This is a genomic window from Allomuricauda sp. XS_ASV26 (genome assembly GCF_041224615.1).
Taxonomy (GTDB): Bacteria; Bacteroidota; Bacteroidia; order Flavobacteriales; family Flavobacteriaceae; genus Flagellimonas; species Flagellimonas alginolytica.
Map to the genome: position 1 here is coordinate 117,282 of NZ_JBGFGK010000031.1, position 23,000 is coordinate 140,281.

23 protein-coding genes and 1 tRNA gene are annotated in these 23,000 nt (G+C 41.8%); 11 read left to right on the top strand and 13 right to left on the bottom strand.

Going from position 1 to position 23,000, the window contains the following annotated elements; all coding sequences use genetic code 11:
* Nucleotides 1–16 precede the first annotated feature (16 nt).
* A complete protein-coding gene (gene odhB / locus AB9K32_RS08020; protein ID WP_224835530.1) occupies nucleotides 17–1,234 on the top strand; it encodes a 2-oxoglutarate dehydrogenase complex dihydrolipoyllysine-residue succinyltransferase in 1,218 nt (405 codons plus the stop codon).
* Nucleotides 1,235–1,301: 67 nt separating this feature from the next.
* On the opposite strand, the gene AB9K32_RS08025 is transcribed toward odhB, so the two are convergent.
* A complete protein-coding gene (locus AB9K32_RS08025; protein WP_252078913.1) occupies nucleotides 1,302–1,742 on the bottom strand; it encodes a retropepsin-like aspartic protease in 441 nt (146 codons plus the stop codon).
* A gap of 102 nt (nucleotides 1,743–1,844) precedes the next feature.
* On the opposite strand from AB9K32_RS08025, the gene AB9K32_RS08030 reads away from it, so the two are divergent.
* The 9 genes from AB9K32_RS08030 (at nucleotide 1,845) to AB9K32_RS08070 (ending at nucleotide 7,553) form a co-directional block, all read left to right on the top strand.
* Entirely contained in the window at nucleotides 1,845–2,456 is a 612-nt protein-coding gene (locus AB9K32_RS08030; protein WP_369884886.1) for a hypothetical protein, read from the top strand.
* Nucleotides 2,453–3,220 carry a TatD family hydrolase gene (locus AB9K32_RS08035; RefSeq protein ID WP_369884887.1) on the top strand — a complete coding sequence of 256 codons (768 nt, stop codon included), beginning with the start codon at nucleotides 2,453–2,455 and terminating at the stop codon, nucleotides 3,218–3,220. Before AB9K32_RS08030 ends, AB9K32_RS08035 begins: the two co-directional genes overlap by 4 nt.
* A gap of 3 nt (nucleotides 3,221–3,223) precedes the next feature.
* Nucleotides 3,224–4,255 carry an asparaginase gene (locus tag AB9K32_RS08040; protein ID WP_252078915.1) on the top strand — a complete coding sequence of 344 codons (1,032 nt, stop codon included), beginning with the start codon at nucleotides 3,224–3,226 and terminating at the stop codon, nucleotides 4,253–4,255.
* Between the two features lie 66 nt (nucleotides 4,256–4,321).
* A tRNA-Ser gene (locus tag AB9K32_RS08045) sits at nucleotides 4,322–4,409 on the top strand.
* Nucleotides 4,410–4,486: 77 nt separating this feature from the next.
* Complete coding sequence (locus tag AB9K32_RS08050; RefSeq protein ID WP_224835525.1) at nucleotides 4,487–5,215, top strand: MotA/TolQ/ExbB proton channel family protein; 729 nt, start codon at nucleotides 4,487–4,489, stop codon at nucleotides 5,213–5,215.
* 26 nt (nucleotides 5,216–5,241) lie between these two features.
* A complete protein-coding gene (locus AB9K32_RS08055; protein ID WP_224835524.1) occupies nucleotides 5,242–5,679 on the top strand; it encodes a hypothetical protein in 438 nt (145 codons plus the stop codon).
* Nucleotides 5,680–5,689: 10 nt separating this feature from the next.
* Nucleotides 5,690–6,295, top strand: coding sequence for a biopolymer transporter ExbD (locus tag AB9K32_RS08060; protein ID WP_224835523.1), 606 nt, complete (start codon nucleotides 5,690–5,692; stop codon nucleotides 6,293–6,295).
* Between the two features lie 12 nt (nucleotides 6,296–6,307).
* On the top strand, nucleotides 6,308–6,790 hold the full coding sequence (locus tag AB9K32_RS08065) for a biopolymer transporter ExbD (protein WP_224835522.1): 483 nt from the start codon (nucleotides 6,308–6,310) through the stop codon (nucleotides 6,788–6,790).
* A gap of 73 nt (nucleotides 6,791–6,863) precedes the next feature.
* Entirely contained in the window at nucleotides 6,864–7,553 is a 690-nt protein-coding gene (locus tag AB9K32_RS08070; protein WP_369884888.1) for a porin family protein, read from the top strand.
* Here AB9K32_RS08070 and AB9K32_RS08075 read toward each other — a convergent pair.
* From AB9K32_RS08075 to rplM, 10 genes are all read right to left on the bottom strand, one after another.
* Entirely contained in the window at nucleotides 7,548–8,150 is a 603-nt protein-coding gene (locus tag AB9K32_RS08075) for a hypothetical protein (RefSeq protein WP_224835520.1), read from the bottom strand. The two genes, AB9K32_RS08070 and AB9K32_RS08075, sit on opposite strands and share 6 nt — an antisense overlap.
* On the bottom strand, nucleotides 8,150–9,607 hold the full coding sequence (gene rpoN, locus AB9K32_RS08080; RefSeq protein ID WP_224835519.1) for an RNA polymerase factor sigma-54: 1,458 nt from the start codon (nucleotides 9,605–9,607) through the stop codon (nucleotides 8,150–8,152). Before rpoN ends, AB9K32_RS08075 begins: the two co-directional genes overlap by 1 nt.
* Before the next feature lie 48 nt (nucleotides 9,608–9,655).
* Nucleotides 9,656–11,089, bottom strand: coding sequence for an asparagine--tRNA ligase (asnS, locus tag AB9K32_RS08085; RefSeq protein ID WP_224835518.1), 1,434 nt, complete (start codon nucleotides 11,087–11,089; stop codon nucleotides 9,656–9,658).
* A gap of 90 nt (nucleotides 11,090–11,179) precedes the next feature.
* Nucleotides 11,180–13,579 carry an RND family transporter gene (locus AB9K32_RS08090; protein WP_369884889.1) on the bottom strand — a complete coding sequence of 800 codons (2,400 nt, stop codon included), beginning with the start codon at nucleotides 13,577–13,579 and terminating at the stop codon, nucleotides 11,180–11,182.
* A gap of 75 nt (nucleotides 13,580–13,654) precedes the next feature.
* The gene (gene frr / locus AB9K32_RS08095; RefSeq protein WP_224835516.1) at nucleotides 13,655–14,209 is read right to left on the bottom strand and encodes a ribosome recycling factor; all 555 of its coding nucleotides are present in this window, start codon (nucleotides 14,207–14,209) and stop codon (nucleotides 13,655–13,657) included.
* A 42-nt stretch (nucleotides 14,210–14,251) separates the two neighbouring features.
* Nucleotides 14,252–14,959 carry a UMP kinase gene (pyrH, locus tag AB9K32_RS08100; RefSeq protein WP_224835515.1) on the bottom strand — a complete coding sequence of 236 codons (708 nt, stop codon included), beginning with the start codon at nucleotides 14,957–14,959 and terminating at the stop codon, nucleotides 14,252–14,254.
* A 132-nt stretch (nucleotides 14,960–15,091) separates the two neighbouring features.
* Nucleotides 15,092–15,916, bottom strand: a complete 825-nt coding sequence (gene tsf / locus AB9K32_RS08105; RefSeq protein WP_224835514.1) for a translation elongation factor Ts — start codon at nucleotides 15,914–15,916, stop codon at nucleotides 15,092–15,094.
* Between the two features lie 79 nt (nucleotides 15,917–15,995).
* Nucleotides 15,996–17,048: a 30S ribosomal protein S2 gene (gene rpsB, locus AB9K32_RS08110; protein ID WP_338193198.1), complete on the bottom strand. Its 1,053-nt coding sequence runs from the start codon at nucleotides 17,046–17,048 to the stop codon at nucleotides 15,996–15,998.
* Nucleotides 17,049–17,265: 217 nt separating this feature from the next.
* The gene (gene rpsI, locus AB9K32_RS08115) at nucleotides 17,266–17,652 is read right to left on the bottom strand and encodes a 30S ribosomal protein S9 (RefSeq protein ID WP_224835512.1); all 387 of its coding nucleotides are present in this window, start codon (nucleotides 17,650–17,652) and stop codon (nucleotides 17,266–17,268) included.
* Nucleotides 17,652–18,107, bottom strand: coding sequence for a 50S ribosomal protein L13 (gene rplM / locus AB9K32_RS08120; RefSeq protein WP_224835511.1), 456 nt, complete (start codon nucleotides 18,105–18,107; stop codon nucleotides 17,652–17,654). Before rplM ends, rpsI begins: the two co-directional genes overlap by 1 nt.
* A 248-nt stretch (nucleotides 18,108–18,355) precedes the next feature.
* On the opposite strand from rplM, the gene AB9K32_RS08125 reads away from it, so the two are divergent.
* Nucleotides 18,356–21,007 carry a DUF5916 domain-containing protein gene (locus AB9K32_RS08125; protein WP_369884890.1) on the top strand — a complete coding sequence of 884 codons (2,652 nt, stop codon included), beginning with the start codon at nucleotides 18,356–18,358 and terminating at the stop codon, nucleotides 21,005–21,007.
* Here AB9K32_RS08125 and AB9K32_RS08130 read toward each other — a convergent pair.
* Nucleotides 20,989–22,104: a histidinol-phosphate transaminase gene (locus tag AB9K32_RS08130; RefSeq protein ID WP_338193202.1), complete on the bottom strand. Its 1,116-nt coding sequence runs from the start codon at nucleotides 22,102–22,104 to the stop codon at nucleotides 20,989–20,991. The two genes, AB9K32_RS08125 and AB9K32_RS08130, sit on opposite strands and share 19 nt — an antisense overlap.
* 12 nt (nucleotides 22,105–22,116) lie before the next feature.
* Nucleotides 22,117–22,986, bottom strand: coding sequence for a flavin reductase family protein (locus tag AB9K32_RS08135; protein ID WP_252078925.1), 870 nt, complete (start codon nucleotides 22,984–22,986; stop codon nucleotides 22,117–22,119).
* Nucleotides 22,987–23,000 lie beyond the last annotated feature (14 nt).

Here is a 23,000-nt window from a genome sequence, read left to right on the forward strand (position 1 = left end):
TATAAACTATAATAGAATGGTTTTAGAAATGAAAGTTCCCTCACCAGGGGAATCCATTACAGAGGTAGAAATCGCCGAGTGGTTGGTAGAGGATGGAGACTATGTGGAGAAGGACCAGGCCATAGCCGAGGTAGATTCGGACAAGGCAACATTGGAGCTTCCTGCAGAGGAGAGCGGAATTATTACCCTAAAAGCTGAGGTAGGCGATGCCGTAGCGGTAGGTGAGGTCGTTTGCCTTATCGATACCAGTGCGGAAAAACCAGAAGGCGCAGGGTCATCGGCCAAAAAAGAAGAGCCGAAGAAAGAAGAACCAAAAAAGGAGGCTGCCAAAGCAGAGGAACCCAAGAAAGATACATATGCTTCTGGGACCCCGTCTCCAGCGGCCAAAAAAATATTGGACGAAAAAGGAATCGAGCCATCATCTGTTTCCGGTAGTGGAAGAGATGGCCGCATCACAAAAGACGATGCGGTAAAAGCCAAGGCCTCCATGGGTACGCCAACAGGCGGAAGCCGTGGGGAAAGCCGTTCCAAGTTGTCCATGTTGCGCAGAAAAGTTGCCGAACGTTTGGTAGCTGCCAAAAATGAGACTGCCATGTTGACTACCTTTAACGAGGTGGACATGACGGCAATCTTCGAACTGCGAAAGCAATACAAAGAAGAGTTCAAGGAGAAACATGGGGTTAGTCTTGGGTTTATGTCTTTCTTTACCAAGGCCGTTATCCGTGCATTGCAAATGTATCCTGCGGTAAACTCCATGATAGATGGAAAAGAAATGATCTCTTACGATTTCTGCGATATCAGTATAGCGGTTTCGGGGCCAAAAGGATTGATGGTTCCGGTAATCAGAAATGCAGAAAATCTTACGTTCCGTGGTGTTGAATCCGAAGTTAAACGTTTGGCGATAAGAGCAAGGGAAGGGGAGATTACAGTAGACGAGATGACAGGAGGTACCTTTACCATTACCAATGGAGGTGTTTTTGGTTCCATGTTGTCTACCCCGATCATTAATCCTCCACAGAGTGCCATTTTAGGAATGCACAATATTGTGGAACGTGCCATTGTTAGGGATGGTGCCATTGCCATAGCCCCGGTTATGTATGTAGCACTTTCTTACGACCATAGGATTATCGATGGAAAAGAATCCGTTGGTTTCTTGGTTGCGGTAAAAGAAGCGTTGGAAAGCCCGGAAGAATTATTGATGGACGGCAACGTGAAAAAAGCGTTGGAACTATAATATAAAGAGAGTCAAGTGCCCTGAGTATAGTCGAAGGGCCTTGTATTGCTCGAACTTGCAAATGCCTTTACTTTTTTAAGTAGAGGCATTTTTTGTTGTAATCGATTATGGCCTTGCCTTTTTTAAGAATGTCCGCACCGATAATTCCGTCTACGGGCAATGCATTATGTGCAAGCAGTGCATGGTTCACATGTGAAAGATCGAACACAACTACCTTCTGTTTTTTCTTTGTCCACTCCCCGATCTGTATTTTGTTGCTGGAGGATATCAAAGTTTCCATTTCTGTGGCCCCGGCTCCCGCCGCCTTAATATCGGTAGCTTCCGAAATCATTTCAAAAAACTCGATTTTATCCATTCCAACACAAGTGTTGGAGGCACCGGTATCCAAAATAAATTTGCCTGTAATACCATTAATGCTGGCCGTAAGCTCAAAATGATCGGTTTGCGTAAATGTCAAGGGGATTTTAATATAATCTTTAGATCTCAGGAATTTTTTAAGTGATGTCATATTATTATATGCGGGAGTGTTGAACCTTGAACGATCAAAACATCTTTTAATATAATCGTAAACAAAGTTTTTGGACGTCTAAGATAAACCTATTTTTGTGTTATGGTTTGTTTTAACAGCAATAAGGTCGTCCTTTCGGTTTTTGCCATGTATTTGTTGGTCGCATGTGATTTTAACAAAAAGGAAATCGATAAGGAGGCTATAGCAAAAGCTTACATCCATGGATTGAATACCTCCAACTATGATCAAGTGGTAGGTTTGTTTTTGGACAGTGTTCGGTTCAACGAAATGGATTACAGGAGAACTTTTTCCAAACAAGGGTACAGAGATCTGTTCCAGTGGGATTCTGTATTTAGGCCAAAGTATGTCATTTTGGAAATAAAAGGTAAGGATAACGAACTCCATTTAAAGGTTTCCAAAAAGTGTGACCGCATACTCTTTTTGCAGAATAAACCATTTGTCACACATGAGGTCATGAAGATGAAAGAAGGCAAAATACAAAGTATTGATGTAGTGGAATATTTGGATTTTAATGATGACCTGTGGGTAAGAAATAGAGAACAATTGGTCAACTGGGTCAGTGAGCACCATCCCGAATTGGATGGGTTTATCTATGATCAAACCAAAGTAGGTGCACAAAACTTCACAAAAGCAATGGAATTATACGGCAATAGGAACAATGTTGCTGCAGAGCAAGAAAATAGCAGTAAATGATCATAACAGATACGCATACCCATTTATATAGCGAAGCCTTTGAGGAGGATAGGGCGGAAATGATGCAGAGGGCTTTCGATCAAGGAGTGCAAAGGTTTTTTGTACCGGCAATAGATTCTACCTATATAAAATCCATGCTGGATTTGGAAGCCGGTTATCCCGAGAATGTTTTTCTGATGATGGGATTGCACCCGACCCATGTAAAGGAAAACTACAAGGCAGAATTGGCCATTGTGGAGGAATGGCTGGCAAAACGAAAGTTTTACGCCGTAGGAGAAATTGGAGTGGACCTATATTGGGACAAAACCTTTTTGAAAGAACAACAAGAGGCATTTGCGCATCAGATCCGACTGGCAAAAAAATATCAATTGCCAATAGTAATACATTGTCGTGATGCCTTTGATGAGGTCTTTGAAGTGCTGGAGCAAGAAAAAGGAGAAGGGCTTTTTGGTATTTTTCATTGTTTTACCGGAACCATGGAACAGGCTCAAAAAGCCATTTCCTATAATATGAAGTTGGGCATCGGTGGGGTGGTTACGTTTAAAAACGGGAAGATTGACCAGTTTTTGCACAATGTTGGACTGGAGCATATTGTTTTGGAAACCGATGCTCCCTATTTGGCACCCACCCCATATCGTGGCAAACGGAACGAGAGTTCCTATATTGTAAATATATTGCAAAAACTATCCTCCATTTATGGAATGCCGGAGGAAGAAATTGCCGAGATTACGACTAAAAACTCCAAGGACATATTCGGGATCTGACCTATGAAAAAAAAGCCCAACATATTATTGATCTACACCGGGGGTACCATTGGTATGGTAAAGGACTATAAAACCGGTGCGCTCAAGGCTTTTAATTTTGAGGAGCTGGTAAAAAATATCCCGGAGTTAAAACAATTGGATTGTAATTTGCACGGAGTGTCGTTCGAAAATCCCATAGATTCTTCCAACATGAATCCGGAATACTGGGCGGTCATTGCATCAATTATCGAGTCTCATTACGAAGAAAACGATGGTTTTGTGGTGTTGCACGGTAGCGATACCATGAGTTATTCCGCGTCGGCACTCAGTTTTATGTTGGAAAATCTGGAAAAGCCCGTCATTTTCACAGGTTCCCAATTACCCATTGGAGATTTGCGCACCGATGCCAAGGAAAACCTGATAACCTCAATAGAAATAGCGGCACTTCAAAAAAAAGGCAGGCCGGTTGTGCAAGAAGTCGGATTATATTTTGAATACAAGCTCTACAGGGCCAACCGAACCACTAAAATAAATGCAGAACATTTTGAAGCATTTGATTCATTGAACTATCCGCCCTTGGTGGAATCCGGGGTACATTTAAAGGTGAACGAGAATATTTTATTGAAGAAAACCACCAAAGGCAAGTCGTTGCAGGTGCATAAAAATATGGACAACAATGTGGCGATTTTAAAATTATTTCCGGGATTAAACCGAAAAGTACTGCATTCAGTGCTCCAAATTCCCGAATTAAAGGCGCTTATTTTGGAAACTTATGGTGCAGGAAATGCCCCAATGGACAAATGGTTTTTGTCAGAATTAAAAAAGGCTGCAGAAAAAGGATTGCATATTATTAATGTAACCCAATGCTCGGGAGGCAGTGTTTTTATGGGACATTACGAAACCAGTGAAAAACTCAAGGAGATGCAACTGGTTAATGGAAAGGATATTACGACCGAAGCTGCCATTGCCAAGGCAATGTACCTTTTGGGGACAAGGGTTCCGGACAAGTTGTTCAAGACGATTTTCGAGACACCGCTCCGTGGTGAAATGCTGTAAAATTAACGCCTCAAATTTCTATAACTAATAATTTTTTTGTTTATTGGTCGCCCTAAAAGAAACAATAGAGAGGTGGCCGAGTGGTCGAAGGCGCACGCCTGGAAAGTGTGTATACACCAAAAGTGTATCGAGGGTTCGAATCCCTTCCTCTCTGCAAGGTATTTTAGTTTTTCTATTATAAAATTTTATATCTTTAACATTATTAACTAACTAAATTTAAGTTTAAGTAAAATGAAAAAAATATCCTTTTCTCTGGCTGCTGCCGGAATGTTTGTGATGGGAACTACAACTGCATCTGCAGCAATGTTGCAAGAAGAAGCTGAAGCCAGCAAAGGTTTCACCCAAGTGTTAAAAGAGCAATTTATCCAAGGAGGTCCTGCCTTTATGGGTATCGTGTTGCTTTGTTTGATTTTGGGATTGGCCGTAGCCATCGAAAGAATTATTTATTTGAATTTAGCAACCACTAATTCCGCTAAATTGAAGCAACAAGTTGAGGATGCTTTGGCTTCAGGTGGTGTTGAGGCCGCTAAAGAAGTTTGTAGAAACACTAAAGGACCTGTTGCTTCTATCTATTATCAAGGTTTGGATAGAGTTGACGAAGGATTGGAATCCGCAGAAAAAGCTGTTGTAGCTTATGGTGGTGTACAAATGGGTCAATTGGAGAAAAACGTTTCTTGGTTATCCTTGTTTATCGCTATTGCTCCCATGCTTGGGTTCATGGGTACGGTAATCGGTATGATTCAGGCTTTCCAGAAGATTGCTGCAGTAGGTAACTTGAGTGCCTCATTGATTGCAGGGGATATCCAGGTGGCGTTATTGACGACCGTATTCGGTTTGATCACGGCGATTATCCTACAGATTTTCTACAACTATATTATTGCTAAAATCGATAGTATCGTAAACGATATGGAAGACAGCTCAATCGCTTTGATCGATATGTTGGCTGCCCACAAGAAATAATTACGAATTAAAAACTATCGAGAATCATGAATAAAATAGTAAAAATATTACTCATCGTCATCGGATTGCTTGCGGCCGTTCTTTGGTTCTCCCTTCCGTCTGCCGATGATCCAGGAGCCATAAATAGCGGCTCAATGAACTTCATGTTCATTATCATGTACATCCTTTTGGCTATTGCAGTTGTAACTTCAGTAGTATTTGGATTTGCAAAATTGTTTTCCACAAAGGGAAGCTTAAAGAAAGCTCTTTTTGCCATTGGTGGATTGGCCATTGTAGTGGCCATATCCTACGGGCTTTCTTCAGATAACATGGCTGTGGTAGAAGCTATGTCCGAAAGAGGCGTAGAGACCACGGAAGGCACTGTGAAAAACATTGGAATGGGATTAAATGTATTTTTTATCCTTACCCTAGTAGCGGTAGTTCTAATGGTAGTACCAGGTTTGAAAAGAATGTTTGTAAAGTAAAAAGTTAATTATGCCTAGAAGAAAAGGAGCACCGGAAGTAAATGCCGGCTCCATGGCGGATATCGCGTTCCTCTTGCTTATCTTTTTCTTGGTGACCACCACCATAGAAACTGATGCAGGTCTGGATCGAATGTTACCGCCGATCGAGCCGCCAGACACAGATGTTGTTATTAAGCAGAAAAACATTTTTACTGTTAATATCAACAAGAATGGACAACTTTTGGTTGAGGATAACTTGATGGAAATTAAGGATTTAAGAAAAGCTGCTACCGCGTTTTTGGAAAACGGTGCAGACGGTACTTGTGCATACTGTAAAGGTAGAAAAGATCCTTCCTCATCAGATAACCCGACCAAAGCCATTATCTCATTAAAAAATGACAGGGAGACCAAGTATAGTACATACATTACCGTTCAAAACGAACTGGTGGGTGCGTACAACGACTTGCGTAACCGTGAAGCACAACGTTTGTTCGGAAGGGATTTTACCAAAATGGAAGCAGAATACCTTAATCCAGAAACCCCATCCAGCGTTAGAGATGATTTGAAAGACAAAGTGAAACGTATCCAGGATATGTTCCCACAAAAACTTTCAGAAGCAGAAACCACAACCAATTAACAACTATTTAATATGGCTAAGTTTACCAAAAAGAAGGATGGCGATTTGCCAGCGGTATCAACGGCATCGTTACCAGATATCGTTTTCATGCTACTGTTCTTCTTTATGACCGTGACCACGATGAAAGATAGTTCTTTAATGGTTGCCAATACTCTTCCAAACGCTTCGGAAATAAAGAAGTTGGAAAAGAAAGATCGCGTGATTTATATTTATGTGGGGACACCTACGCAAGAATATCAAAAGGTATTTGGTACAGAACCAAAAATCCAATTGAATGATAAATTTGCCAATGTGGACGAAGTAGGTTCATTTATTTTGGCAGAACGTGCAAAGAAACCGCAAGAACTTCAAAACGTATTGACTACGGCTTTAAAAGTTGATAAGGAAGCAAACATGGGCCTTATCACCGACATAAAGCAACAATTGAGAGAAGTGAACGCTTTAAAAGTGAATTATACCACTTATGAGGGGGATGCTTTTAACAATCTACAGTAGGCAATAGCTTAGATTTAGTGGGAAACGCTCCAAATTTTAATTTGGGGCGTTTTTTGTTTAAATTGTTAATGTAATGCTTCGTAAAATTCTACAGATTTTTTTGGGTATGGTACTTTTGGTATCGTCCTTACCCGGCAATGCCCAAACAACTACAACCAATCAGCGTTATTTGGAAGACCAGTTTTATGTGGGGGTAGGGTATAATGTTTTATTTGATAAGCCCGAGAATGTATCGCAACGAAACCTCTCTTACAATCTGCAGTTTGGCTTTATTAAGGATATTCCGTTCAATGAGCGAAGAAATATTGGGATTGGTCTGGGATTGGGGTACGCCATTAATGCCTATTACTCCAACGTGATGGCTACAGAAGGGGATAATATAATTACATATGGGATTGTGGACGAGGCCGATTTTAACCGTAGTAAGCTGGGAACCCATGCAATTGAACTTCCATTAGAAATTAGGTGGCGTACTTCCACAGCTGAAGACTATAAGTTTTGGCGGATCTATGCAGGCGCACGTTTAGGGTATGTTTTTTCCGGTAGATCCAAATTGGTTACCGATATGGGGAATACCACCTTTAAAAATCCAGATATCGAGGAATTCCATTACGGTCTCACCCTTAGTTTTGGATACAATACCTGGAATTTACACGCTTATTATGGATTAAATAATTTACTCAAGGAGGGAACAGAGTTGGAAAATGGTGAACCTATCGATTTTAGTCTGCTCAGGGTAGGTTTAATATTTTATATCCTATAACCAGTACTTCAAAATAATCAGCTGGGAACAGCAACCCAATAAAAAGCCAATCAATAGTTCGTTCTTAGTATGTGCTCTAAGATATAGACGAGAGGTTGCTACCAAGCCTGTAAAAAGGGTGAATAAACTTATTGCTATGGTAATGTTGATCTCAAAATGAATGCTTAGTGCGATCATAAAGGTGAGAATACTTCCCATGCCCAATAAGTGCATGCTTGTCTTAAACCTAAAAAATAGTAATATCAGCGTGGCGCTAGTAGCTGTTAACAAGCCTGTAAAGTAGTAAAAGAGCTCGTGTACGTAATTATTGGGGATTACCTTATAAAGTATCATTAAAAAGATGATACAGCTTATATAGAGCGGGTATTTTCGTTCCTGAACAGTAGGTAAAAAAATGGAATTGATTACCCCGAGATTTTTTAAGATCAAAAAGAAAATGATCGGGATGATCACCGTAAGTATAAAAATCGGTAGAATATTGCCGCTCTGTACTTCCAAGGTGCTGTAAGGGGCGATCATAAAATACACAATGGTTCCTCCGATAGGTACGAACAATGGATGGAACAGGTAAGAGATAATATGGAATATGTGGCGCATCAGATTTCTTTTCTTAACCGTGCCACAGGAATCCCAAGTTGTTCTCTATATTTGGCCACGGTACGCCGGGCAATTGGATACCCCCTATCCTTTAAAATGGTGGCTAGTTTCGCGTCTGTTAATGGTTTTTTCTTCTCCTCGTCCCGAATAACGGTCTCCAAGATCTTTTTTATTTCTTTGGTGGATACATCTTCTCCCTGCTCATTTTTCATAGACTCCGAAAAGAAATCTTTGATCAATTTGGTGCCGTATGGCGTATCCACATATTTGCTGTTTGCCACCCGGGAAACGGTAGAAACATCCATATCGATTTTATCGGCAATATCCTTAAGGATCATGGGGCGGAGCTTTCGCTCATCACCGGTCATAAAATATTCCTTTTGATATTCCATTATGGTGCTCATGGTAACAAACAATGTCTGTTGACGTTGCTTTATCGCATCGATGAACCATTTTGCCGCATCAAGCTTTTGTTTGATGAACATTACCGTATCCTTTTGGGACTTGGACTTTTCCTTTGCATTTTTATAGCCTTCCAACATATTGCTGTAATCTTTGGACACATGGAGTTCAGGGGCATTTCGGCCGTTAAGCGAAAGTTCCAGTTCGCCATCCACAATTTTTATGGAAAAATCTGGGACAATATGTTCGATCATCCGGGTGTTGCCCGAGTAGGACCCACCTGGTTTGGGATTGAGTTTTTCTATTTCAGAAATGGCATCTTTTAGCTGTTCTTCGGTAATATGATGCTTCTGGATCAATTTGGAATAATGCTTTTTCGTAAAATGATCAAAAGATTTTTCCAAAATGCTTGTTGCTAGCTCTATGGACGGTTTCTGACTTTTACGCTTTAGTTGAATGATCAAACATTCGTCCAACGATCGTGCTGCCACCCCTGGTGGGTCCAGGTCTTGTACAATCTTGAGTACTTGCTCTATCTTCTCTTCCTCTACGTAAATATTCTGAGTAAAGGCAAGGTCGTCCATAATATCGGTAAGTGGCCTTCGAATGTAGCCACTTTCATCCACGCTGCCTACTAGGAACTCGGCAATGGCCCATTCTTGATCATCTAAATAGACGGTATTGAGCTGATTGAGCAAATATTGGTTGAACGATGTGCCTGCAGCATACGGCACGCTCTTGTCATCATCTTCCGCACTATAATTATTGGCTTGTGTGCGGTAATCGGGAATCTCATCGTCACTTAAGTAATCGTCAATGTTGATTTCTTCAGTATCAATGTTTTCACTATCCGCGGAATCATCGTAAGTATCCTCATAAACATCATCCAACGCATCGGATTCTTCCTTGCCGCTCTCCAATGCAGGGTTTTCCTCCAACTCTTGCTTTAACCTTTGTTCAAATGCCTGGGTCGGCAATTGAATAAGTTTCATGAGCTGAATCTGCTGAGGAGACAGTTTTTGTGAAAGCTTAAACTGTAGATGTTGTTTTAGCATGCGGATTGATGATTAGCAATCTTTCCTATGTAAAATAATAAAATCAAATTAAAACTCGGCATTCTGGGGTGTCCTTGGGTAAGGTATCACATCTCGAATGTTCCCCATTCCTGTTGCAAACTGAACCATACGCTCGAACCCAAGGCCAAAACCACTGTGGACCGCTGTGCCGAATTTTCTTAGATCCAAGTACCACCAAAGTTCTTTTTCGTCAATATCCAGTGCTTTTATTTTTTGTTGAAGTACATCCAAACGCTCTTCACGTTGGGAGCCTCCAACAATTTCGCCGATTCCAGGGAAGAGTACATCCATGGCGCGAACCGTTTTGCCATCCTCGTTCAAGCGCATATAAAATGCTTTGATGTTGGCAGGGTAATCAAAAAGAATTACTGGACATTTAAAGTGTTTTTCTACCAAAAAGCGTTCGTGTTCGCTCTGCAGATCTGCGCCCCATTCATCAATAGGGAACTGGAATTTTTTCTTTTTGTTGGGTTTGCTGTTCTTTAAAATATCGATGGCCTCCGTGTAGGACACCCTTTTAAAATTGTTCTCAACAACAAACTTTAATTTTTCGATCAGGGCCATTTCCGAACGCTCGTTCTGTGGCTTGGTCTTTTCCTCGTCCAAAAGGCGTTTTTCCAAGAATTCCAAATCATCCTGACAGTGATCCAGCACATATTGGATGATATATTTTATAAAATCCTCTGCAAGGTCCATGTTGGCATCCAGGTCGTAAAAGGCCATCTCGGGCTCTATCATCCAGAATTCTGCCAAGTGGCGGGATGTGTTTGAGTTTTCCGCTCTAAAGGTGGGGCCAAAGGTGTATACCTTGCCCAAGCCCATGGCGTAGGTCTCTGCCTCTAACTGACCAGATACGGTAAGGTTGGTCTCCTTTCCAAAAAAGTCTTGGGAATAATCCACATCCCCGGCATCGTTCAAAGGTGGGTTTTTGGCATCCAAAGTAGAAACACGGAACATTTCACCTGCACCCTCGGCATCGGAACCGGTAATGATTGGGGCATGCATATAGTAAAAGCCATTTTGCTGAAAATAGCTGTGTACGGCAAAGGATAGCATAGATCTTACGCGCATTACGGCCGAAAATGTATTGGTGCGTACCCTTAGGTGGGCTTTTTCGCGTAAAAACTCCAACGAATGTTTTTTGGGCTGGATAGGGTAGGTCTCCGGGTCGGCTGTACCATGCACGAATATATCCGTAACCTGGATCTCCACACTTTGTCCACGACCTTGACTTTCTTCCAGGGTTCCTGAAATTTTTAATGCAGCTCCTGTAGAAATTTGTTTGAGGATCGTATCGTCCAAATTTTCAAAATCAACTACACATTGTAGGTTATGAATGGTGGAACCATCGTTCAAGGCAATAAACCTGTTACTTCTAAATGTTTTTACCCATCCATTTACTTCAACGGAATCTCCTACGGGTTGCTTTTCCAGCAATTCTTTTATGGAATAAGACATCATTCTAAAACTATCGTAATTAAGTTGGTAAAGATAGGTTTTTGATAAAAAATGATGGCAATGGAACGGCTTAATTTATGGACATTCCGCTCACTATTTGTCCTTGAGGTTATCCTCTTCCTTTGGTAAAATGTCGATTTGAGGTTTTTTGAGCACTTGTTTATTGGCAATGCTTCTTTCTAAAGAAAGCAGAAGTGATGGCAATAAGATCAAATTGGAGAGCATAGCGAACAATAAAGTTGCCGAAACCAATCCGCCCAAGGCCTTGGTTCCCCCAAAACTCGAAATAATAAAGACCGAAAACCCGAAGAACAATACAATGGAAGTGTAGAACATACTAACACCGGTCTCTCGAAGAGCTGCATACACCGACTTTTTAATGTGCCAACGATTGGCAGTGAGTTCTTGGCGGTATTTAGCTAAAAAATGAATAGTATCATCCACTGAAATACCAAAGGCGATACTAAAAACGAGAATAGTGGATGGTTTTATAGGGACACCCAAAAAGCCCATAACACCTGCGGTGATAACCAAAGGCAATAAGTTGGGGACCAAGGATATGATTACCATTTTATACGAGCGGAACAAATAGGCCATGAACAGGGAAATAAGTCCGATCGCCAAAGCCAGGGATAATAATAGGTTTTTCACCAAATACTTGGTTCCTTTTAGGAAAAGCAGCGCCTTGCCTGTCATAAAAACATTGTACCGTTCCGATGGGAACTGTTTGGTAATGGCTTCCTGTACATCCTTTTCTATTTCCTCCATGCGATCTATTTTAACATCGCGCATGTAGGTGGTCAAACGTGCAGTTTGCCCAGTGCTGTCCACAAAACTCTGTAGGAGGTCGGCTTCTCCGGTTGACGATTTTTGAACAGTGCTCATTATAAATGTGTTCTCTTGACTGGTAGGCAGTTGATAGTATTTAGGGATGCCATTGTAAAATGCCTGTTTGGAATATTTTACCAGATCTACAATGGAAATGGGCCTAGAGAGTTCGGGAATTTCATCGATTACCGTTCCAAGTTGGTCCATACGCTTTAAAGTGGCTGGTTTTGTCACCCCATTTTTTCGTTTGGTATCCACTACAATTTCCATGGGCATTATACCATCAAACTCGGCCTCAAAAAATTGGATATCCTTATAAAAATGACTTTTCTTTGGCAGGTCCTCGATCCTACTTCCTGTAATCCGCATCTGATAAATTCCGATAATGCTCAAAACCAGAACCGCTACGGTGGTAATGTACACGGCAATTCTGTGGTTTCGTACCATATTTTCCATCCAATTGACAAAAAAGTCCATCCATTTTTTGTTCAAGTGCTTTAAATGCTTGGTCTTGGGCAACGGCATAAAGCTATAAATGATAGGTATGATCAGTAGGGATAATATAAATATTCCGATAATATTGATAGAGGCTACAATGCCAAATTCCCGTAACAATTGGCTGTCTAAAATGATGAAGGTGGCAAAACCAGATGCGGTGGTAATGTTTGTCATTAATGTGGCATTGCCGATCTTAGAGATAACCCTTTGTAGGGAGAGGGCTTGGTTGCCATGCTTTTTTACTTCTTGCTGGTATTTGTTGATCAAAAAAATACAGTTGGGAATACCGATTACAATGATCAATGGAGGTATAAGGGCCGTAAGTATGGTGATCTCATACTGCAAAAGTCCCAATATGCCAAAAGCCCACATTACACCTATGATCACAACACACATAGAGATAAATGTGGCCCTAAAGCTTCTAAAGAAAAAGAAAAAGATAATGGAGGTGACTAGAAGGGCGCCTACAATAAAAAGGCCAATTTCATCTACAATGGACTTAGTGTTCCAAGTTCTTATGTAGGGCATTCCGGAAACATGGACATTCATTTGGGTCTCTTCCTCAAAATCGTTTACCAGTGCCCCAAGGTCGTTAAGGATAAATTCGTTCCGAACGGCAGTGTTCATGATGTCCTTGTCCAGGTACACTACGGTTTGAATGGTACCTGTTTCGGGATTGTACACCAAATTGTCGTAAAATGGCAGTTCTTTGAACAAGTGGTTTTTAAGGGACTCAATTTCCTGTGCGGTTTTTGGTGGGGCCGGAATAAGCGGCTGCATTACAAAAGCCTGGGTGATGCTGTCCTTGACAAGTTCTTTCAAGTTCTCGAGAGAGATCACATAATCCACCTCTGGAAATGCGTCGAGCTGTTTGCTCAAAGTATTCCAGCGGTTAAAATTTTTGGGGGTGAACAGGGCCGGATCCTTAACGGCCAGTACAATGGCATTCCCTTCTTCTCCAAAAATTTTGGTAAAGGAATTGTACTCAATAGTAGCCGGGTGGTCATCTGGAAGAATATTGGCCTCGGTGTTGGAAAAACGCATATTTTTCCACTGCATCGCCAAGAAAACAGTGAATCCGGCAACCCCCAAAAGAATAAGGATTCTATTTCGGAGAATAATTCTTGCGACCTTAGGCCAAAATCCTTTAGTGAGCTTTGCTACCATGTGGGTTTTGTTGGCCGCAAAGGTAGAAAATGATATGTTGTGTTCCTAGAAAAGACCGTAGTCAAAATTGAAGTTTTACACCTTCATGATCTCGGCTTCTTTTGCCGTTAAAATGCTATCGACTTTTTCACTGTAGGAATTGGTAAGTTCCTGAACATCGACCTCGGCATTGCTCAAAAGATCCTCGGAAATATCCAGTGCTTTAAGCTCTTTGTTGGCGTCTTGCCTTACGCTTCGGATACTCACTTTTGCATCTTCGGCCTCGGATTTTGCCTGTTTGGTCAGTTGAACCCTTCTTTCTTCGGTCAAAGGTGGAACGTTGATGATGATCATGTCGCCATTGTTCATTGGATTGAAGCCTAAATTGGCATTCATAATGGCAGTTTCGATTTCACCAAGAAGATTTTTTTCCCAAGGTTGAACGGACAAGGTTCGCGCATCGGGAGTATTGATGTTGGAAACTTGCGAGAGCGGAGTCTGTGATCCATAGTAATCTACCATTACAGTAGATAGCATCATTGGGCTGGCTTTGCCGGCCCTGATCTTTGTCAATGCTTTTTGCAAGTGAGCGATGCTGGCATCCATGCTTTCCTTTGCACTATCAAGAATAAATTTTACTTCTTCGTCCATAATTATAAATATATAAAAACTGAATCCATTATCTGCGTTCAACTACACGTTGACCACTGTTCCAATATTTTCTCCTGAAACTATTTTCATTAAGTTGCCACGTGTGTTCATGTCGAAAACAACGATGGGCAATTCGTTTTCCTGACTGAGGGTAAAGGCGGTTGTGTCCATTACTTTGAGGCCTTTGGAAAGCACTTCGTTAAAAGAGATGGAGTCGAATTTGGTAGCCGTTTTGTCCTTCTCTGGGTCAGATGTATAAATTCCGTCCACTCGTGTACCTTTTAAGATAACATCCGCTTTGATCTCAATAGCTCTCAGTACGGCTGCGGAGTCGGTGGTAAAGTATGGATTTCCGGTTCCCCCTCCAAAAATCACCACTCTGCCTTTTTCCAAATGGCGAATAGCTCTTCTTCTGATAAAAGGTTCTGCAACCTCATTGATTTTTATGGCCGATTGTAACCTGGTCTGCACCCCTCTTAGTTCAAGGGCACTTTGCAGTGCGAGGCCGTTGATCACTGTTGCCAACATGCCCATATGGTCTCCTTGGACCCTATCCATACCTTGGCTAGCTCCGGCCAATCCCCGAAAAATGTTTCCCCCGCCAATTACGATGGCCACTTCTACACCTTTATCGATTACTGATTTTATTTCTTCGGCATATTCATCCAATCGCTTGGCATCTATACCATATTGTTTTTCGCCCATTAGGGCTTCGCCGCTTAGCTTTAATAAAATTCTTTTGTAATGCATTAAAAGTATATTGAAGTCCGGACAAAAATAATCAAAATATTTTACGGGAAATGAAGAATTCTAGGTTTGATACCATCACAAAAAAACCGCTTCTTTTGGGAAGCGGTTTAGTGAAATTATGTTGCAGGCAAATTAACCAAGTGCCACTCTTGCGAATCCTGTAACTTCCAAACTGGAGTCTACAGACTTAACATATTGGGAAACACTTTGCTTGCTGTCTTTGATAAAATCTTGGTTTACCAAGGTGTTGTCCTTAAAGAAACGCTTCAATTTACCTTGGGCGATCTTGTCCAACATTTCTTCTGGTTTGCCTTCTTGGCGCAATTGATCTTTTGCGATTTCGATTTCTTTGTCAATGATCGATTGGTCAACACCATCCTCGTTCAATGCAACAGGGTTCATAGCAGCAGCTTGCATGGCTACATCTTTTGCGGCTTCGGCGGCACCGTCAACATTGGCGGACAAACCTACCAAAGTCGCGATTTTGTTACCAGCGTGTATGTATGAACCTACGAAAGGGGCATTCAATTTTTCAAAGCTTCCGATTTCGATTTTTTCACCGATAACCCCGGTTTGCTCAGTCAATTTATCAGCTACGGTCATTCCATCGAAGGAAGCAGCTAAGAAATCGTCTTTGCTTTCGAAACCTAGTGCGATATCGGCCAAATCGTTGGCAAGCTTTACAAAACTATCGTTCTTGGCAACAAAGTCAGTTTCGCAGTTCAATGAAATTGCAACTCCTTGTGTATTGTCGCTGTTTACCTTTGCAATGGCAGCACCTTCTGAAGATTCTCTATCAGCTCTTTTTGCTGCTACTTTCTGACCCTTTTTTCTAAGGATCTCTATTGCCTTATCAAAATCACCTTCTGCTTCGACCAAAGCTTTTTTGCAATCCATCATTCCAGCTCCGGTGGTCTTTCTTAATTTATTTACCTCTGCGGCGGTAATCTTTGCCATTTTCTTTTCTTTTTAAATTTTATATAAAGTAAAACACTATTGCCGTGTTTTGGATTAGGACAATGTTAAATAAGTGGGTTTATTCAACACCGCCTTTTACGCTGTCTTGCCATTCTTTAAGTTCGTCCCATTTTCCATCGGCGGCCATTTTAGCTTGTTTTGGCCAAGAAGTTGGGTCCAAGTGAGCTAAAGTTGAGCTAGCTTCGGTCAAGATTTCCTTGATTTTTTCAGCGTCTGCATCAGCTAGGTCTGCATAGGATTTTACACCACTTGCTGCCAAAGCTTCGGCGGCTTTTGGTCCAACACCTTCAATTTTGGTAAGGTCGTCCGCTTTAGCTTCAGCTTTTGGAGCGGCTTCAGCTTTTTTTGCAGGTTTATCCTCGGTGGCTTTATTTTCCTTGTTGGTGTCCTCTTCCTTGTCTTTACCGTTGTTTTTCTCGCTCTTGCGCTCTTCCAATCCTTCTGCTACGGCTTTTGTAACAGACTCTAGGATAGCTTCAATGGATTTACCGGCATCGTCGTTGGATGGGATGGCATAATCTACATCACGTGGGTCGGAGTTGGTATCTACCATTGCAAAAATTGGAATGTTCAATTTTTGGGCTTCTTTTACGGCAATGTGCTCACGCATGGTATCCACGATAAACAGGGCTCCTGGCAAACGTGTCATATCGGCAATGGAACCTAAGTTCTTTTCCAATTTTGCACGCAAACGATCTACCTGCAATCTTTCTTTTTTGGATAGGGTGTTGAATGTACCGTCTTTCTTCATTCGGTCGATAGCTGCCATCTTTTTAACAGCTTTACGAATGGTTACAAAGTTGGTCAACATACCACCTGGCCATCTCTCTGTGATGTAAGGCATGTTTACCTTGGATACTTTGTCCGCTACAATGTCCTTTGCTTGTTTTTTTGTGGCTACAAAAAGGATTTTTCTTCCTGAGGCTGCAATTTTTTTAAGGGCCTCGTTGGCCTCCTCAAGTTTTGCAACTGTTTTGTAGAGGTTGATTACGTGAATCCCATTTCGCTCCATGTAGATGTACGGAGCCATGTTCGGATTCCACTTTCTTGTTAGGTGTCCAAAATGCACACCTGCTTCCAGTAAGTCTTTTACTTCAATTTTACTTGCCATTTTTGTACTTAGTTTACGTTCCGTTGTAAGTAGCAATGGGTTGGTGGTCACAAAAAATGTTCGCCCGGCCCATTTAGATGCTAAACTAGTTTCCAAAAGTCGATTTGTTTTTCCTTTTGGAACAACGACAACTTTGTTAAAAATTTAACCCTGAAATATGTACACTTTCAGGGTTTTCAATGAACTTATATATAGATGGGCAAAGGCCCAAAGTATATTAACGTTTGGAGAATTGGAATTTCTTACGGGCTTTCTTCTGACCGAATTTCTTCCTTTCCACCATTCTTGGGTCTCTTGTTAATAACCCTTCTGGTTTAAGAACAGTTCTGTTCTCTGCATCTATTTCGCACATTGCTCTGGACAAAGCCAAACGAACGGCCTCTGCCTGACCTGTGATACCACCGCCGTAAACATTTACTTTTACGTCGTAGTTGCCTTCGGTTTCTGTTAAGGCAAAAGGTTGTTTTACTTTGTATTGCAATGTACCTGTGGTAAAGTAATCGTTAAGATCTCTTTTGTTGATGGTAATGTTTCCTGAACCTTCGGAAACATATACTCTGGCCACAGCTGTTTTTCTTCTACCTATCTTATGAACCACTTCCATTATTTGTAGTCGTTTAAGTTTATAGCTTTTGGTTTTTGCGCTTCTTGTCCGTGCTCCGCCCCTGCGTAAACCTTAAGGTTTCTGAACAGGTCGGCTCCTAATTTATTTTTAGGAAGCATTCCTTTTACGGAGTTTTCGATAATGCGCTCAGGATGTTTTTCCAATACTTCTAGTGCGGAAGCAGAACGTTGTCCACCTGGATACCCAGTGTATCTTTGGTATTCTTTATCGTTCCATTTGTTACCTGTCATGTCGATTTTCTCTGCATTGATGACGATAACATTGTCTCCACAATCAACATGGGGGGTAAAGTTGGTCTTATATTTCCCTCTAAGTATTTTGGCTACTTTAGACGCCAATCTTCCTAAGGTCTGTCCTTCAGCATCAACCAATAACCATTGCTTGTCAACAGTAGATTTATTGGCGGAAATAGTTTTATAACTTAATGTATCCACTTCTCGAATATTATTGATTTAAATAACCTATCCCGATTAACGGGCTGCAAATGTACAATTATTAGATTGAATTACAAACGGTTGATTGGGAATATTTTTCCACTTTTTTCAAATTCAATCTTTAGGGGTGGAAAACGGCTGTAAGATAATCTTGAAAGGTGTTAAAAAAAGATTAAAAAAATTGGTAACTGTAACGCATTCCGATTTATAGTGTCTTTACCATATCAATCTAACCAAAAAACGAACAAGTGAGATATGAAGTCCTAATAATCCTGGCCCTATTATTCCTCAATTACTCTCTAGCACAAGACTCGACCCAAGTCGTTGCCAAAAAAAGATATGTTACCCAAAGTTTAGGCGAATATGCCGCACCCGACATTAATGGAATTTTAGAAGATGATGCTTGGGACTTGGTGGAATGGGGCGGTGATTATATAGAATTTCAGCCCGATGAAAACACCCCGCCTTCGCACCAGACCAAATTTAAAATTTTATATGATAGCAAGAACCTATATATAGGTGTTCGTTGTTATGATAGTGAACCGGACAAGATCGTAAAAAGGCTGTCCCGTAGGGATGGTTTTGATGGTGATTGGGTAGAATTCAATATTGACAGCTATTTTGATAAGCGTACTGCCTTTTCTTTTACCATAACCGCCGCAGGGGTAAAGGGTGATGAGTTTATATCAAATAACGGTAACAATTGGGACCCGAGCTGGAACCCTATTTGGTATGCCAAAGCCCATGTTGATGATGAAGGATGGACGGCAGAATTGAGGATTCCTCTTAGCCAATTGAAATTTGGAAGAGCAGAAGAGCAGGTATGGGGCTTTCAGTCTACTCGACGCTTTTTTAGAGACGAGGAACGTTCCCTGTGGCAACGTAAGCCCATAGATCAACCCGGTTGGGTGAGCGAGTTTGGGGAACTACATGGGCTAAAGAATATACAGCCCCAAAAACAGTTGGAAATCCAGCCCTATACCGTGGCAAAAACGGAAACTTATGAAGCCGAGGAGGGGAATCCGTTTCGGGATGGTAGCGAAAGTGATATTACCGCAGGTCTGGATGCCAAAATTGGAATTACCAACGATCTTACTTTGGATTTAACGGTTAATCCCGATTTTGGGCAAGTAGATGCCGATCCGTCGGCAATCGCCTTGGATGGGTTTCAGATATTTTTCCAAGAGAGACGCCCATTTTTTGTCGAGAACAAAAACATCTTCGATTTTAGGGTGTCTCAGTCCCAAGCGGGAAACACATTCGGTTCCGATAATATTTTTTACTCCCGAAGAATCGGTAGAAGCCCACAAGGCTATCCCGATACCTCGGATGGAGAATTTGTAGATCAACCAGATAATACTCCAATGATTGGTGCCGCTAAATTTAGTGGAAAAACTAAAAATGGTTGGGCAATCGGGGTGTTGGAGAGTGTTACTTCGCGAAGAAACGCCACCATAATTAATGGCGAGGGAAATACCAGAAAAGAAATGGTGGAACCTTTGACCAATTATTTTGTAGGAAGACTTCAAAAGGATTTCAACCAAAGAAATTCTTATATCGGAGGAATCTTTACGGCCACTAACCGAGAAAACTTGCCCGAACAGCTCAATTTTCTGCACGATGCTGCCTATACAGGAGGCCTGGACTTTAAACATCAATGGGCAAACCGGGATTGGTATGTAGGTGGAAACCTTACCATGAGTCATGTTCAGGGAGGTAAAGAGGCCATCGCCAATACGCAACGATCCATAACGCACTTGTTCGACAGGGTGGGGGCAGACCATGTGCAAGTGGATACTACAAGAACATCTTTGACAGGTACCGGAGGTAATGTACAAATAGGAAAGGTCGGCAATGGACATTGGCGGTTCGAATCTGGTGCTACATGGAGGTCGCCCGAACTGGAGCTCAACGATATTGGCTTTCAGCGCCAGTCGGATGATATTCGCCATTATACATGGGTCGGATACCAGACCTTAAAGCCCGATAGTACCTTTAGACGCGTGGGTATCAACTATAACCACTGGACCGCCTGGGATTTTCAAGGAAACCATAATTACTTGCAGTTCAATACCAATACATGGCAAAACTGGAAGGGTAACTGGAATACCAATATCGGATTCAATTTTGCTCCTATAGAATATTCCAACTTTGCACTAAGGGGCGGACCAAGGCTACGGCAGTCTCCCTGGGTAAATTTTTGGAACAGTATTAATACCGATTCCAGGAAAAAAATCAGGTTTTCTTTTTTCCATAATGGAAGAAAGGCCTTGGACAATTCCATAAAGACCTATTATATGGAAGGTGGTTTTGTGTATCAGCCCATTAATGCACTGCGTATTTCTGCATTCCCTTCTTTGAGGATAAATCGTGATAAATTGCAGTTTATTGACAATTTTGACGATGTGGGCGGTTCTCCGCGTTACCTGAACGGTGAGATCAGACAGCGAACTTTGAGTATGTCGGTACGTTTGAACTATACCATAAACCCCAATTTGACCATTCAATATTGGGGGCAACCTTTTATTTCCAGAGGCCGATATTCAAACTTTAAGCATATTACCGACCCTATTGCCAAAACTTTTGAAGATCGATTTATCCAGTACACGGCCCAACAAACCTCTTTGACCGATGGTGATTATGCCATTGATGAAGATTTGGATGGTGTTACCGATTTTAGTTTCAGCGACCCGGATTTTTCCTTTGTGCAATTCCGTTCCAATTTGGTGATCCGGTGGGAATATATTCCCGGATCGGAGATGTTTTTGGTGTGGTCTCAAGATGTATCAAGGAGCGGAGACCCTACCGAAGGACTTTTATCGAGCTTGGGCGATAACATTTTTGGGCAAAAGCCACAGAATATCTTTTTGCTGAAGGCTACTTATCGGTTTGTACTATAAGTGTCCATCAACTTCGTTAAAGCTTTCACCAAAGCACCATTTGCTTCAGGATTACCTATGGTAATGCGCACTTTTCCTGGGGCGCCAAACTGCGATACCGGTCGTACCATAATACCCTCATTCATCATTTTATCGGTAAACTCCATCTCGGGCAGAGGTGGGTCTATGATAAAAAAGTTAGCTTGGCTTGGCCAGTATTTAATGCCTAATTCATCAAATGCTCTGGAAATAAAAGCTCTGCCATCCAAAACGGTTTCTACTGTTTTTTGTATGAATTCGGTATCGTTCAAAGCTCCAATGGCAGCTTCAATGGAAGTCAGGGGCAATAAAAAGGGTTTGTGTATCAATCGCACATAATTGGCAATGGTGGGTGTGGTGTATCCATACCCGATGCGTTGTCCGGCCAAACCATAGGTTTTGGAAAAACTGTTGAGCCCGATCACATTGTGGCCTTCCAACACGTATGGCAAAGCGGTCACATAATCTTCCGCATCCGCAAAATGTCTATAGACCTCATCAAAAATGACGATAATATTCTTGGGAACACGGGAGATAAAATCGTCCATTACCGGTTTTGGAATATAAGTGCCCGTAGGATTATTGGGACTGGTCAGGAATATCACCTTGGTCTTTTCGTTGATGGCATTCAAGATTCCCTCCACATCCAAATCGTAGTTGGGTGATAGCAAAGGAATATCTACTTGCTTAGCGCCGTACCATCTGGAAAAAACGGAGTAAGGCAGAAAGCAGGGGTTGGAAAAAATAACTTCGTCCCCTTCGTTGATAAATGCACGAAGCAGCAGATCTATAACCTCAGAGCCACTATTTCCGCACAAAAACTGGTCGGCGCTCAATTGGCCGTCAAAGTCTTTTGCCAGGGCTTCCCGTAAACGAATATCGGTCTGGTCCGGATATATATCGATAGTGTCGGCAGCAATTTTCATCGCGGCAACGGCTTTGGGTGATGCTCCCAATGGGTTTTCGTTAGAGGATAGTTTGTATATTTTTTTATCGGTCGGGGGAATGTTTTTTCCACCTTTATAAACCTCTTTCGGCACCAAATGGGCCTTGAAAATGGATGAAATATCTTTCAGCATATTTAGTAAACTTTATAGGCTTTCCGCAAACAATAAATAAGCTATTGCATTTTTTGTATTGCCCGCTTCCAATACTTTTTTTGCCAAGGTGTGCAGTTCAGTTTTGGAGGCATTTTGCACCCCTTCGTTGGCTATGATGGTTTTTATCTCATCCGAAGATGGAACGCTTTCCAAATTCCCCAAACGGCCTAAATTGTTCCCTGTTAGAACATCGCTCTCGCGAATCCCTTTGGGGAGCGCATCCACGCCAATACCTTGGGACCGGATAGGTTTAGGAACCTCGAACAGGGACTCTTTTATGGCTCGGATATACCAATTGCCACCCATACGACCCACTACATCGAGTTTTTCGGTATCCAACACGTTATTTGTTAAATATTCATCGTTAATGTGGATCATGTCCACTTGTGCAATCACCAAGTTTCCGGCTCCGGGAATCTGTCCTAATTCCACCACCTCCAATACCCTGCACTCAAAAGAAACGGGGGCTTCGGCTACTCTTGGTGGTTTAACTTTTACACTGGGGATTTCGGTAAATCCGGCCTTTCTAAATTCGTTTACCCCTTTGGCGTAGGCTGTGCTCGAAAGGGACATCTGCTCCACCATTTTATGGTTCACTACATTGATCACCACTTCTGGTACTTCCATTACATTTTGGTGGGTGTGTTTTAAAGAGTTGTCCCTGCCACTTCGCGTTGGCGAGAACACCATTACGGGAGGATTTGAACTAAAAACGTTGAAAAAACTATACGGACTCAGGTTCACATTGCCTTCGGCATCAACTGTGCTGGCAAAGCAAATGGGTCTTGGAGCCACAGCTGTCGATAGTATACTGTATAGTTCCGGTTGGGGTATGGTAGTTGGGTCTATGGTTTTGATCATATTTTGGTTTTCTG

Bases quoted from the DNA above. Each gene is read 5' to 3' on its own strand.
- odhB (WP_224835530.1), top strand. From the start codon at position 17: ATGGTTTTAGAAATGAAAGTTCCCTCACCAGGGGAATCCATTACAGAG.
- AB9K32_RS08090 (WP_369884889.1), bottom strand. From the start codon at position 13,579: ATGGTAGCAAAGCTCACTAAAGGATTTTGGCCTAAGGTCGCAAGAATT.
- pyrH (WP_224835515.1), bottom strand. From the start codon at position 14,959: ATGCATTACAAAAGAATTTTATTAAAGCTAAGCGGCGAAGCCCTAATG.
- asnS (WP_224835518.1), bottom strand. From the start codon at position 11,089: ATGATGTCTTATTCCATAAAAGAATTGCTGGAAAAGCAACCCGTAGGA.
- AB9K32_RS08055 (WP_224835524.1), top strand. From the start codon at position 5,242: ATGAATAAAATAGTAAAAATATTACTCATCGTCATCGGATTGCTTGCG.
- rpsI (WP_224835512.1), bottom strand. From the start codon at position 17,652: ATGGAAGTGGTTCATAAGATAGGTAGAAGAAAAACAGCTGTGGCCAGA.
- AB9K32_RS08025 (WP_252078913.1), bottom strand. From the start codon at position 1,742: ATGACATCACTTAAAAAATTCCTGAGATCTAAAGATTATATTAAAATC.
- rpsB (WP_338193198.1), bottom strand. From the start codon at position 17,048: ATGGCAAGTAAAATTGAAGTAAAAGACTTACTGGAAGCAGGTGTGCAT.
- frr (WP_224835516.1), bottom strand. From the start codon at position 14,209: ATGGACGAAGAAGTAAAATTTATTCTTGATAGTGCAAAGGAAAGCATG.
- AB9K32_RS08135 (WP_252078925.1), bottom strand. From the start codon at position 22,986: ATGATCAAAACCATAGACCCAACTACCATACCCCAACCGGAACTATAC.
- AB9K32_RS08030 (WP_369884886.1), top strand. From the start codon at position 1,845: ATGGTTTGTTTTAACAGCAATAAGGTCGTCCTTTCGGTTTTTGCCATG.
- rpoN (WP_224835519.1), bottom strand. From the start codon at position 9,607: ATGCTAAAACAACATCTACAGTTTAAGCTTTCACAAAAACTGTCTCCT.
- AB9K32_RS08040 (WP_252078915.1), top strand. From the start codon at position 3,224: ATGAAAAAAAAGCCCAACATATTATTGATCTACACCGGGGGTACCATT.
- tsf (WP_224835514.1), bottom strand. From the start codon at position 15,916: ATGGCAAAGATTACCGCCGCAGAGGTAAATAAATTAAGAAAGACCACC.
- AB9K32_RS08070 (WP_369884888.1), top strand. From the start codon at position 6,864: ATGCTTCGTAAAATTCTACAGATTTTTTTGGGTATGGTACTTTTGGTA.
- AB9K32_RS08075 (WP_224835520.1), bottom strand. From the start codon at position 8,150: ATGCGCCACATATTCCATATTATCTCTTACCTGTTCCATCCATTGTTC.
- AB9K32_RS08130 (WP_338193202.1), bottom strand. From the start codon at position 22,104: ATGCTGAAAGATATTTCATCCATTTTCAAGGCCCATTTGGTGCCGAAA.
- AB9K32_RS08050 (WP_224835525.1), top strand. From the start codon at position 4,487: ATGAAAAAAATATCCTTTTCTCTGGCTGCTGCCGGAATGTTTGTGATG.
- AB9K32_RS08065 (WP_224835522.1), top strand. From the start codon at position 6,308: ATGGCTAAGTTTACCAAAAAGAAGGATGGCGATTTGCCAGCGGTATCA.
- AB9K32_RS08035 (WP_369884887.1), top strand. From the start codon at position 2,453: ATGATCATAACAGATACGCATACCCATTTATATAGCGAAGCCTTTGAG.
- AB9K32_RS08060 (WP_224835523.1), top strand. From the start codon at position 5,690: ATGCCTAGAAGAAAAGGAGCACCGGAAGTAAATGCCGGCTCCATGGCG.